The 11,838-nt window shown below is 69.3% G+C and carries 10 protein-coding genes; 3 read left to right on the forward strand and 7 right to left on the reverse strand.

Translation table 11 applies throughout. The annotated features are described in order from the left end of the window. Window positions 1-25 precede the first annotated feature (25 nt). Together FB559_RS07985 and FB559_RS07990 are read left to right on the forward strand one after the other, a co-directional pair. Complete coding sequence (locus FB559_RS07985) at window positions 26-1,555, forward strand: hypothetical protein (RefSeq protein ID WP_141954876.1); 1,530 nt, start codon at window positions 26-28, stop codon at window positions 1,553-1,555. Window positions 1,556-1,744: 189 nt separating this feature from the next. After that, entirely contained in the window at window positions 1,745-3,076 is a 1,332-nt protein-coding gene (locus FB559_RS07990; protein ID WP_246121412.1) for a glutamate-cysteine ligase family protein, read from the forward strand. Between the two features lie 9 nt (window positions 3,077-3,085). On the opposite strand, the gene FB559_RS07995 is transcribed toward FB559_RS07990, so the two are convergent. After that, window positions 3,086-3,331, reverse strand: a complete 246-nt coding sequence (locus FB559_RS07995; RefSeq protein WP_141954880.1) for a DUF2630 family protein — start codon at window positions 3,329-3,331, stop codon at window positions 3,086-3,088. Between the two features lie 243 nt (window positions 3,332-3,574). Between FB559_RS07995 and FB559_RS08000 the strand changes: the two genes are divergently transcribed. Continuing rightward, window positions 3,575-4,372, forward strand: coding sequence for a hypothetical protein (locus FB559_RS08000; protein ID WP_141954882.1), 798 nt, complete (start codon window positions 3,575-3,577; stop codon window positions 4,370-4,372). On the opposite strand, the gene FB559_RS08005 is transcribed toward FB559_RS08000, so the two are convergent. The 6 genes from FB559_RS08005 to FB559_RS08030 form a co-directional block, all read right to left on the reverse strand. Further along, window positions 4,285-5,139, reverse strand: coding sequence for an aldehyde dehydrogenase family protein (locus FB559_RS08005; RefSeq protein WP_141954884.1), 855 nt, complete (start codon window positions 5,137-5,139; stop codon window positions 4,285-4,287). The two genes, FB559_RS08000 and FB559_RS08005, sit on opposite strands and share 88 nt — an antisense overlap. Further along, window positions 5,136-6,551 carry an aldehyde dehydrogenase family protein gene (locus FB559_RS08010; protein WP_141954886.1) on the reverse strand — a complete coding sequence of 472 codons (1,416 nt, stop codon included), beginning with the start codon at window positions 6,549-6,551 and terminating at the stop codon, window positions 5,136-5,138. Before FB559_RS08010 ends, FB559_RS08005 begins: the two co-directional genes overlap by 4 nt. A gap of 4 nt (window positions 6,552-6,555) precedes the next feature. Further along, window positions 6,556-7,482 carry a deoxyribose-phosphate aldolase gene (gene deoC / locus FB559_RS08015; RefSeq protein WP_246121414.1) on the reverse strand — a complete coding sequence of 309 codons (927 nt, stop codon included), beginning with the start codon at window positions 7,480-7,482 and terminating at the stop codon, window positions 6,556-6,558. 85 nt (window positions 7,483-7,567) lie between these two features. Further along, window positions 7,568-8,668 (reverse strand): hypothetical protein, encoded by a 1,101-nt coding sequence (locus FB559_RS08020; protein WP_141954890.1) that lies wholly within the window; start codon window positions 8,666-8,668, stop codon window positions 7,568-7,570. 25 nt (window positions 8,669-8,693) lie between these two features. Beyond that, window positions 8,694-9,788 carry a hypothetical protein gene (locus FB559_RS08025; RefSeq protein ID WP_141954892.1) on the reverse strand — a complete coding sequence of 365 codons (1,095 nt, stop codon included), beginning with the start codon at window positions 9,786-9,788 and terminating at the stop codon, window positions 8,694-8,696. 185 nt (window positions 9,789-9,973) lie between these two features. Continuing rightward, window positions 9,974-11,674 carry an LLM class flavin-dependent oxidoreductase gene (locus FB559_RS08030; protein WP_221639921.1) on the reverse strand — a complete coding sequence of 567 codons (1,701 nt, stop codon included), beginning with the start codon at window positions 11,672-11,674 and terminating at the stop codon, window positions 9,974-9,976. Window positions 11,675-11,838 lie beyond the last annotated feature (164 nt).

The following is an 11,838-nucleotide window of genomic DNA, read 5'->3' on the forward strand; positions in this document are numbered from 1 at the left end:
CCCGCAACGACGCGAGGAAGGGCCTATGAGCGACGACTGGTGGACCGACTACCGGCAGAACCGCCGGATCAGAGAGCTTCAGGACGAGGTCGAGGCCGCCCGCAGCCATGCGGCGCAGCGCTCACGTGCGCTGCAGTCGAAGCTGTCACAGGTGCAGGGCACGATCGAGCGCCGGCTCGACCGGCTGGCGACGTCGTTCGACGCGTTCGTCGAGCTTTCCGACATCCGGCTGGAGCTGGCGGTCTTCGACCGTGAGTCGGACGTGCGGCACCGTACGCGCCGGCTCCTCATGGGGCTCGCCGAGGGCGCGTCCGACCCTCCGCCCCTGGACCTGAAGGACTCTCTCGGATACTGGCTGAACCCGGCCGCCGAGGCGCTGTCCGCCCTCGTACGCGGCAATGAGGCGGCGGCGGACAAGTTCATCGCCGAGGCGGTGAGCCGCGACGAGGACCGTACGACGCTGTTCCTCACGCTCGGGCTGGCGACGGCGGGGCGGCACGACGAGGCGGTGCCCTGGTTGTCGCGGTCGCTGCCGTCTCTGGGCACGACGGTGACCGCCGTGCAGCGGCAGCTCTGGATCGCCTGCGCCAACGGCGCGTTCGGCCAGCCGGGACGCGACCACATCGAGCGGCGGCTGACCGAGCTCCTCGACGAGATGCCCCCCGAGGCCACCGACCGGGAGCTCGGCCGATGGCAGCAGGCCATCACGGGCCCCGCCGGGAAGACGCGGGTGTCACTGCCGCGGGAGCTGCAGGGAGATACCGCGCTGACCGAACCGCCCGTCATGGCCGAGCGTATGACGGTGTTGCGGACCCGCGTGGAGGCGGCGCTGCGGCCCTTCGAGCCCGCGCCGGCCTCGGACTTCGCCGACCTGCTGAACACCCTCGTCGACGAGGGCAGCCTCGGCGAACGGGACCTGGTGGCCCGCGCCCGCGAGTTGCGTCAGATCATCGAGACGGGCAGCACCGAGCGGCACGTGGCGTGGGACGCCCCCGCCGGCGCGACCTTGGACCTCCTGCGCGGTGACATGTTCGAGCGGACCGCCCGCGGGCCGCGCGCACTGGCCGCGCGGGTCGGCGGCCGCTGGATCCGCTCGATCGCCGACGACCTGGCCCGCAGGATGTCGGTCCCGCTGCCGGGCGCCGTGACCGTACGGCTGTCCGGTCAGGCCCTCCCTGTCGGCCCGGACGGTGCGCCCGCGCTGGGGGAGGCCCTGGAGGCCATCGACCGGTCCGCCGCGATCAGCCGTACCGGTGAGTCACAGGGACTGGCCGTGGCGATCACCGGCGCCGTGGTCCTGGTGCTCACGATCGTGGCCAGGCTCCCGATGCTCACGGTGCCGGCCGCCGTGATGATCCTGGTCGGCGTCGCGATCTGGATCAAGCTGTGGCGTGACCGGCGCCGGGCCACCAAGGCGGCGGAACAGGACAAGGAACGGCTCGCCCAGCAGGCGAGAATAATTGCCGAAGCGCTGAAAGAGTGCCACATCAGCCACAGAAAACTCATCGCGAACGCCGCGTCGGACCGGGATGTGATCCTCACCGTCTTGGCCTAGGAGATTTGCGGGTATTCGTGCCACTGTGAGAGCAACATCCCGGAGGCGCGTATGGGCAGGGACGTATCGGCGATCACCGTCTCCACGGAGGACCGGCGACGGTATCGCGAAAAGGTGCAGCGCTGCCTTGAGGCATTCGCGGCTTTGCTGCGAGATTCACGATTCGCGACCGATCCGCCCAGTATGGGGATGGAGATCGAGCTCAACCTGGTGGATGACGCGGGCCGCCCGGCCATGCGCAATGCCGCCGTTCTGGACTCGATCTCCGACGAGCAGTGGTCCACCGAGCTGGCGCAGTTCAACATCGAGGTGAACCTTCCGCCGTTCCCGCTGGCGGCCAAGTCGCTCGGTGCGCTCGAGCAGACCGTACGCGACGCGCTCAACGACGCGGACGCGCGTGCGCGCCGGCATGACGCCCGGCTCATGCTGGTGGGCATCCTGCCGACCGTGCGTCAGGCCGACCTCACCGAGTCGGCCCTGTCCGCCAACCCCCGCTACCGGCTGCTGAACGAGCAGATCCTTGCCGCACGCGGGGGCGAGGACATGCACCTGGACATCGAGGGGATCGAACGGCTGCGGACCCACGCGGACAGCATCTCGCCCGAGGCGGCGTGCACGAGCGTCCAATACCACCTGCAGGTACGGCCCGAGGACTTCGGCGCGTACTGGAACGCCTCCCAGATGATCGCCGGCGTCCAGGCCGCCCTCGCCGCGAACTCACCGTTCCTGTTCGGCCGCGAGCTCTGGCGCGAGACCCGGATACCGCTGTTCGAGCAGGCCACGGACACCCGTGCGAAGGAGCTGCGGGAACAGGGCGTACGGCCGCGCGTGTGGTTCGGCGAACGCTGGATCACCTCGGTCCTGGACCTGTTCGAGGAGAACTCCCGGTACTTCTCGCCGCTGCTGCCGGTGTGCGACGAGGACGACCCGCTGGACCAGCTCGCGCGCGGTGAGGTGCCGAGCCTGGCCGAGCTCACCTTGCACAACGGCACCGTCTACCGCTGGAACCGGCCCGTCTACGACATCGCCCAGGGCCGGCCGCACCTGCGGGTGGAGAACCGCGTGCTGCCCGCCGGCCCGACCGTCGCCGACACCATGGCGAACGGCGCGTTCTACTACGGCCTCATCCGGGCCCTGGCCGACGAGGAGGAGCCACCGTGGAGCGGCATGTCGTTCGCCTCCGCGGCCGACAACCTCCGTCGCGGCGCGCGCGACGGGATGGACGCCATGCTGGTCTGGCCCGGCGCCGGCGAGATCCCGGTGACCGAGCTGGTGCTGCGTCGGCTCCTGCCGCAGGCCGCCATCGGCCTCGACCGGTGGGGCGTCGACGGAGTGGTGCGCGACCGGCTACTCGGCATCATCGAGCAGCGCTGCATCGCCGGGCGCAACGGTGCCACCTGGCAGGCCAGGACGGTCCATGCGATCGGCGGTGACCGGCCCGAGGCGCTACGCCTGATGGTGCAGCGCTACATCGAGCACATGCACACCAACGCGCCGGTCCACACCTGGCCGATCGACTGATCGCCGGGGCTACTGAAGGTAGCCCTCGACCTCACCGGCAGGGCGGGACGCCGCGTCGTCGGGGTTCTCCCCGTAGTCGCGCCGGGCCCGCCGCTGGCGCAGGAGATCCCAGCACTGGTCGAGCTGTTCCTCGACGCTCTTCAGCCGCTGGTGCTCCTCGTTGGCGGTCAGGTCGCCCTGTTGCAGGCGTTCGCGGAGCGCGTGCTCCTCGTCCACCAGGGTGTTGATCTGGCCGAGAATCTCACTGTCCTGCATGTTCAGATCACCTCAAGAGGACAGTGTGGCAGCTCTCACCCATAAGGCGCACACCGCGGCCGAGTCGTGGAAGATCGACCGTGGCAGATCGGCAATCCGCCCGACCGGGTCCCATCTTGGACCCGGCCTACGACGGAAATGCCTGCGTTGGCGGTGTTGACCAGGGGCTAAAGCGGCCCCCTGCTGCCGACGAGACCGTTCAGAAAGCCACCGGCGCTCTCTGACGACGGTCGAGCGACGGCCGTGCCGGTCGACGATGGCTGCGCCGCCTTGGGCTTGGTGGCCCTCGGCTTGGCGGCAGCCTTCGGCTTGGCCGCCGACTTGGCCTTCGACGCCGTCCTCTTCACGGTCGCCTTGGCCTTGGTCGTGGTCTTCTTCGCCGCCGTGGTCCGGGACTTGGCGGGCTTCTTCGCCGCGGTCGTCCTACGGGCCGTGGTACTACGGCTGGTGCTGCGGCCGGCCGTGGCCGACTTGGCCGCTGCCGCCGCCGGTGGCTTGATGGCCGAGATGGTCTTGGCCGCTTTGGTGAGCGACTCGGCCGCGACGGCAAGTGCCTTGGTCGCGGTGTTCATCGTCTTCATCGCGGTGTTCATCGCCTGCGCCGAGGTCGTCGCCTTGCTCGCCGCATCGGTCATCTTGGTCGCCGCGGACGACACCTTCGTGGCCGCGGACGACACTCGTGTCGCCGCGGCCGCAGGAGTGACGGACGACTTCGTGGCCGTTGTTGACCGCGATGTCGCCTTCGTCTTCGGCGCGGTCTTACGCGCCGAAGCCGTCCGGCTGGTGGTTTTCTTGGCAGGTGTGGCCTTCTTCTTGGCCGCGCCGCTCTTCGTACGGCTCGTGCTCGCCGTTGAACGGCGGGCGGTCGAACGCGTCAATGTATTTGTGGGCACTGATCCATCCCCCCGTGCTCGATCAGCTTCGGGTGGATCTATTCCACAATTGGCGAAGATCTACACGCCCACCGGGTGCCAGACGGTCTTTGTTTCCAGGAATGTGGTCATCCGAATGGTGCCAGGGTCGTCCGTCCACGCGTACTGAGCCGGTCGGAGCACCCGTTTGAGGTTCTCCGCGGCGGCCCGTTCGCACTCGGTCGCGAGGTCGCCGGAGACCCCCGTGAGGTCGAGCCCGTTGACGTCCATGTGCGAGGCCAGCCACGGCGCCAGCTCGGCGCGGTGACCGGTGAGGATGTTGACGACGCCACCCGGCAGGTCGGAGGTGGCGAGCACCTCACCGAGCGTGATCGCGGGCAGCGGGGACGGCTCGGCGGCCACCAGCACGGCGGTGTTGCCCACGGCGATCACCGGGGCGAGCACCGACACGAGACCCAGCAGCGGGCCGTCCGGGGCGACGATGCCGATGACGCCGCTCGGCTCCGGCGTGGAGAAGTTGAAGAACGGCCCGGAGACCGGGTTGGCGGTGCCGGTGACCTGCGCGATCTTGTCCGCCCACCCGGCGTACCAGACCCAGCGGTCGACGGCGGCGTCCACCTCCGCGCGTGCGGCGGTCTTGGACAGGCCGGTGGAGCGCAGCTCCTCGGTGAACTGCTCGCGGCGTCCCTCCAGCATCTCCGCGACGCGGTAGAGGATCTGGCCGCGGTTGTACGGCGTGCGGGCCGCCCACCCGGACTGGGCCTTGCGCGCGGCGACGACCGCGTCGCGTACGTCCTTGCGCGAGGCGCGTGAGGCGTTGGCGAGGAAACCGCCCTTGGCATCGTTCACGGTGTACGACCTGCCGGACTCCGATCGCGGGAAGGCTCCCCCGACATACAGCTTGTACGTCTTGCGCACACTCAGCCGGTCACTCATCGCAGGTAGGCCTCCAGTCCGTGACGTCCGCCCTCACGCCCGAAGCCGGATTCCTTGTATCCCCCGAACGGCGAGGCCGGGTCGAACTTGTTGAAGGTGTTGGCCCACACCACCCCGGCGCGCAGCCGCTGCGCCATCCACAGGATCCGCGAGCCCTTCTCGGTCCACACACCGGCGGACAGGCCGTACGGGGTGTTGTTGGCCTTCTCCACGGCCTCCTGTGGCGTGCGGAAGGTCAGCACCGACAGCACCGGGCCGAAGATCTCCTCGCGGGCGATCCGGTGCGACTGGGCGACATCGGTGAAGATCGTCGGCACGAACCAGAAGCCGCGGTCGGGCAGCTCACACGGCGGTGACCAGCGGGTCGCGCCCTCCTCCTCACCGACCTCCGACAGCATCCGGATCTTCTCGAGCTGCTCGGCGGAGTTGATCGCGCCGACGTCGGTGTTCTTGTCCAGCGGGTCGCCTACTCGCAGGGTCGCCATCCGGGTCTTGAGGCGGTCCAGGAGCTCCTCGGCGATGGACTCCTGCACCAGGAGCCGCGACCCCGCGCAGCACACGTGGCCCTGGTTGAAGAAGATGCCGTTGACGATGCCCTCGACGGCCTGGTCGAGCGGGGCGTCGTCGAAGATCACGTTGGCGGCCTTGCCGCCGAGCTCGAGGGTGAGGCGCTTGTCCGTGCCCGCGACGGCGCGGGCGATCTGGCGCCCGACGTCGGTCGAGCCGGTGAAGGCGACCTTGTCGATGCCCTCGTGCTCGACCAGGGCCCGGCCGGTCTCCCCGGCGCCGGTGACGATGTTGACCACGCCGGGCGGCAGGTCGGCCTGCCGGCAGATCTCCGCGAAGGCCAGCGCGGTCAGCGGTGTCGTCTCGGCGGGCTTGAGCACGACGGTGTTACCGCAGGCGAGCGCCGGCGCGATCTTCCAGGCCAGCATCAGCAGCGGGAAGTTCCAGGGGATGACCTGGCCGGCCACGCCGAGCGGCCGCGGGTCACGTACGGCGTACTCCAGCTTGTCGGCCCAGCCGGCGTAGTAGAAGAAGTGCGCGGCCACGAGCGGGATGTCGACGTCGCGCGACTCGCGGATCGGCTTGCCGTTGTCGATCGACTCCAGCACCGCCAGCTCACGCGAGCGTTCCTGGATGATCCGGGCGATACGGAAGATGTACTTGGCCCGCTCGCTGCCGGGCATCTGCGACCAGACACCGTCGTAGGCCTTGCGGGCGGCGGTGACGGCACGGTCGACGTCCGCGGCGTCTGCCTCGGCGATCTCGGCGAGAACCTCCTCGCTCGCCGGGTCGACCGTCTTGAAGGACCTGTCGGCGTCGACGAACTCACCGTCGATGAACAGGCCGTACGAGGGCTTGATGTCGACTATTTCGCGCGACTCGGGCGCGGGCGCGTACTCGAACATCGGCTCAGTCCAGAGTGAAGTAGTCGGGACCCGCGTACACGCCGGTCGTGAGCTTGCGACGCTGCATCAGCAGGTCGTTGAGGAGCGAGGACGCCCCGATCCGGAACCACTCGGGCGTCAGCCAGTCCGGTCCGGCGGTCTCGTTGACCAGCACGAGGTACTTGATCGCGTCCTTGGTCGTACGGATACCGCCCGCTGCCTTGACGCCGACCTGGCGGCCCGTACGGGCGCGGAAGTCGCGTACGGCCTCCAGCATCACCAGCGTGACCGGCGGCGTCGCGGCCGGGCTCATCTTGCCCGTGGAGGTCTTGATGAAGTCGGCCCCGGCCATCATGGCGAGCCAGGACGCCCGGCGTACGTTGTCGTAGGTGACCAGCTCGCCGGTCTCCAGGATGACCTTCAGATGCGCCTCGCCGCACTCGGCCTTGGTCGCGACGATCTCATCGTGGACCTTGTCGTAGTCGCCGGCCAGGAAGGCACCCCGGTCGATCACCATGTCGATCTCGGCCGCGCCGTCCTGGACGGCCTGCCGGGTGTCGGCGAGCTTGGCCTCCAGCGGCGAGCGCCCGGAGGGAAAGGCCGTCGCGACACTGGCCACCGCGACACCGCTGTCCCCGAGCGTGCGTACGGCCTCGGCGACGAGGTCGGAGTAGACGCAGATCGCGGCGACCTTGGGCACGCTCACGTCGCCCGGGTCGGGGTGCATTCCCTTCGCGCACAGTGCGCGTACCTTGCCCGGGGTGTCGGCGCCTTCGAGGGTCGTCAGGTCCACCATGGAGATGGCGAGGTCGATCGCCTCCGCCTTGGCCGACTTTTTGATCGACCGCGTGGCGAGGCGTGCGGCCCGCTCCTCGGCACCGACCTGGTCGACGCCCGGCAGGCCGTGCAGGAAGCGGCGCAGCTCGGCGCCGGTGAGAGTCTCCGTTGACACGCTCACAGCATCGCTCATGGGACGGCTGGGCACAAAACAGGCCCGGTACGAGCGCACCGGGCCTGTTTTGGCAGGTTGTGGGAAATCAGCCGGTACGGAGGTACAGGCCGTTGCCGGTCGGGTCGTCCGGATCGCCCTCGGGGAAGGCGGTGCCGCCCGCCCAGACCGTCGAGGTCTGGTTCGCCAGCGTGGTGAGGTTGATGTCGTAGCCGGACGGACGCGGTGCGGTCACGTTGGTGACCGAACCACCGACGACGTGCGTGAGCTGCGGGTCCCATCCGCCGCGCAGCAGCCAGACGCCGAGGCCGCCGTCACCGGTGATCTTGTTGAACGCGCCGTAGCCCTCGGGGAAGGTCATCGAGGACCACTTCTTGCCGTTCCAGTGCAGCAGGACCGGCTGGGTGCAGGTGCTGTCGCCGTCCTCGCCGCAGCTCCAGTCGACGCCACCGGACGCCCAGACGTTGCTCGCCGAAGGCGCGTATATGTCGTCGATCGCGCCCATGGCGTCCGCCTGGGGAAGGGTGAACTTCGGCGTGGCCGCGACCTTCCACGCCGAGCCGGTCCAGTGCATGACGGCCGGCTGGCCCTTGTAGGTGCCGCCCGCGTACACGTGGGTGCTGGAGACACCCGCGATCGAACGGGCCGAACCGGGGAGCGCGACCTTCTTCCAGCTCGAACCGGTCCAGTGGAAGGAGGTCTTGGTCTGGTCGCCGCCGACCGCCCACACGTTGGAGGCGCTCAGGGCGCTGGCGTCCTGGATGTAGTAGTAGGCGGTGCTCATCGTGGACCGGGTCCACGACGTGCCGTTCCAACGGGCGGCGAACGTGCCGGGGTCGGTGGTGCCGAACGCCCAGACGCTCTTGCTCGACGACGCGGACAGCGCGCTGATCTCACCCAGCGTGCTGCTCGGGCTCTTGACGGTGGTCCACTTCCCGCTCAGCAGGTGCTGGACGAGCGGGACGCTGTGGCCGCTCACAGCCTGGTAACCGGCCGCCCATGTGCTCCCGGTCGGAGCGACGGTGATCGCCTTGATCCCGTCCTCGCCCGGAAGGGTGTTGGTCTGCGCGACACCCCAGGTGGGTGCCTTGGGAGTCTTCGTCCGGGGCTCCGCCTGGGCGCCGCCCACCGTGGCGACCGCGGCCGCCGTGGCCACTGCCACGGCGAACGCCGTCCACGTTCTTCGCATCGTTGTCCTCCTTGGGGCCGATCTGTCAGCGGTACTGCTCGGCGATGGCATCCCACGACTCGTCATCGCCGGGCGCGGGTGCGACCTCTCCGACGGCCAGCATGGTCGGGCCGCCCGGAACGTGGGCGACCTGCCGGATCTCGGGCGCCTCACGCCCGTCGACGGTCGGTACGGGCACGGTCGTGGTCTTGCCGCCCTTGGCCATGTGCACGAAGGACTTGTTGATGCTGGAGTACCAGATGCCGCCGTTGCCGTCCGCGGCCGCGCTCAGCGGGAAGTCTCCTTCGGGGCCGAGCTGCAGGCTCCAGGCCTGCCCGTCCCAGTGCATGAGCACGGGCCGGTTGTGCTCCCCGGAGCGGAGCTCCTCACCGCTGCCCCAGTAGAGCCGCCCGACCGCCCAGACGTTGCTGGAGGAGATGGCGACGACGTCGTTGAAGTAGGAGAAGCCGTTCTCCCCTTCGGGGATCGGGACCTGCGGCAGGTCCGACATGGTCCAGGCCGTGCCGTCCCAGTGCATGGCGGTGGGCTGGTCGTTCCCGCCCACGGCCCAGATGTCATTCGCCGAGACCGCGCTGATCCTCCGCGCGCTCATCGGCGTGTCGACGCTCTGCCAGGTGCTGCCGTCCCAGTGCAGGGCCTTGCCCTCGGCACCGTCGTCGGACCCGGCGTTCCCGACGGCCCAGGCGTTCTTCTGGCCCAGGACGGCGACGTCCGAGGTGAAGAAGTCGCCGATGGAGGCGGTCGTGAAGGAGGTGCCGTTCCAGTGCCACGCGGCGCTGGCTCCGTTGGCGGTCACGCCCATCACCCAGACGTTCTTCGGTGACGAGCCGCCGACGCTGAGGAACGAACCCGTGCTGCCGGGAACCGTGACCTCGTTCCAGGTGCTGCCGTTCCAGCGCACCAGAGCGCCTCCGCCGCCGCCGCCCTGCTGCGTCGACCCGACGGCCCACGCGTCGTTCGCACTCGTGGCGGTGACGTCGTAGAGGCCGAAGTCGTCGTAGCCGGTCTCGGGACTCACGTAGGTGACCCGCCAGCCGCTGCCTGCCGCGGCGCCTGCCGACGCCGAACCGGCGACGAGCATGGACACCGCAAGACCAGCGGTGATCAACGACTTTCGCATTCAGTGTCCTCCGTTGCCCGTTTCATGTACGCGCGAACATTGCGGCGTACATGAAACTGACGCGGTCATCGCGTGAACGGTTGGCAACGAAGTTGAGGATTCGGCACGAAATTTACTGATTTAAGGTTTACCGGAGCACTACGGAGCCGGTCGGTGACCTTCCGGATCCGTCCTCGCCGTACGGTCTAGTAGGGCGACGGGCCGCCGAACATCTCCCCGATTCGCGGAGCGATCGCGAGATCTCCGTCGATCTCCAGCCGGCCCTCGAGCACGAGCGCGGGCGGCTGCGCCTCGCCGGCCACCAGCCTGAGAAAGTCCGCGACACCGCCGCGGATGCCGATGATCGCGTCCTCGGCCGCGCCCGGCCGTACCCGCGCCCGGTCCCCGGTGATCTCGATGGTCCACGGCGTCTCCACGCCCGCACGGCGGAGCCGGAACTCGATCTCACCCTTGAACCCCATGGCCGTCTCCGGGTCGAAGGCGCGGACCATGGCGGCGAAGAAGGCCCGCTGGGCGGCCGGCCCGAACCCGCGTTCGAGCTCGTCATCGGAGCGTGCGGAGACGAACCGCGCGAACGCGCGCCGCCCTTTCGCCCGCAGAGCCTGACGGCCGGCCGTCAGGAGATCGCCGAGTGTCCTGTCGCCGGTGGGCACGGTACGCCTGGCGTGGGCCAGTTCGGCGGCCTCGTCGATGCGGTACGGGGCCTGCCGCCGTGGCGGATCCCGGCGCGCCAGAGCCGCCTCGACCGCGGGCGCCAGCCGTTCCGCCTTTTCCCGCTCCTTCTCCTCCCGCCCCTCGGCGAACCGCGGGATGACCTGTTCGCCGAAGAGCTCCAGGCTCTCGCAGATGTGCTCGTGCTTGTTGGGCCCCGCCTGCAGCACAAAGATGATCTGATCGACCCCGACCGCCTCGTACCGCCGGACGAGCTCGGCGACCTGCGCCGGCGTACCGATCGCACCACGCAGCGACCCGGTCCCCCGCCGCGTGACGCGTACCCCGAGCGGGGCGTCGTCGGCACTGATGACCTCCCGGGAGAACCCCTGCGCCTCGCGATGGCTTACGAAGTCGTCCCAGACGCTCGTACGGCCGGGCTCATGGGGCGAGGTCCCGTAGTAGTGGGCGAGCGCGAACCCGAAGAAGTGCGCACCGTCGATGCCGCGCTCGATCGCCGTGGCCTCGTCCTCATGGCACATCATCGGCAGCACGACCGCGACGTTCGGATTCACCGCGAAGCCGGCGGGGACGCATTCTTCGGATGCCAGCAGGCGGTAGTACTCCTCCACCCAGACACCGGCGTCCTCCGGCTCGGTGAAGGAGAAGGACAACGCCCCGATCCCCTTGCGCCCCGCGAAGTGGATGGTCTCGCGCCGCGAGCAGGCCACCCAGAAGGGGGGATGCGGCTTCTGCAGGGATTTGGGGATCACGTTGCGGGGCGGCATCCGCAGATACTTCGAATCCCACCCGGCAAAGGGCTCTTCGACGAACATCCGGGCGAGCGCCTCCATGGCGTCCTCCCACATGGCACGCTTCTCTCCCCGCGGCACGCCGAACCCGCCGAGCTCGGCCATCGAACTGGCCTCCCCGGTCCCGAGGTCGACCCGCCCGTCGGAGACGAGATCGAGCGTCGCCACCCGCTCCACCACCCGAGCCGGATGATTGACGGGCGGCGGAACCTGAACGATCCCATGCCCGAGCCGGATGTTCCTGGTCCGCTGCGAGGCGGCGGCGAGGAAGACCTCGGGGGCACTGGAGTGCGAGTACTCCTCGAGGAAGTGGTGCTCGACCTCCCAGACGTAGTCGAACCCGACCCGATCGGCGATCTCCACCTGCTCGAGCGCGTCCCGGTAGAGCCGCCTCTCCGCCCCGTCCTCCCACGGCCGCGGCAACTGGTGCTCGTAGAAGATCCCAAAACGAATCCCAACCACCTCCGGCGCCGCGACCAGGCGAAATATCCTTTGACCTGGCCGTACCCGGCCAGCATCACCCGGATCGAAAACAGCGTCAACAGTCGCCGTCCACCTGTGGTCTGCGCCCCGCTGTGGTTCCCTCC

It is taken from the genome of Actinoallomurus bryophytorum (assembly GCF_006716425.1).
Taxonomy (GTDB): Bacteria; Actinomycetota; Actinomycetes; order Streptosporangiales; family Streptosporangiaceae; genus Actinoallomurus; species Actinoallomurus bryophytorum.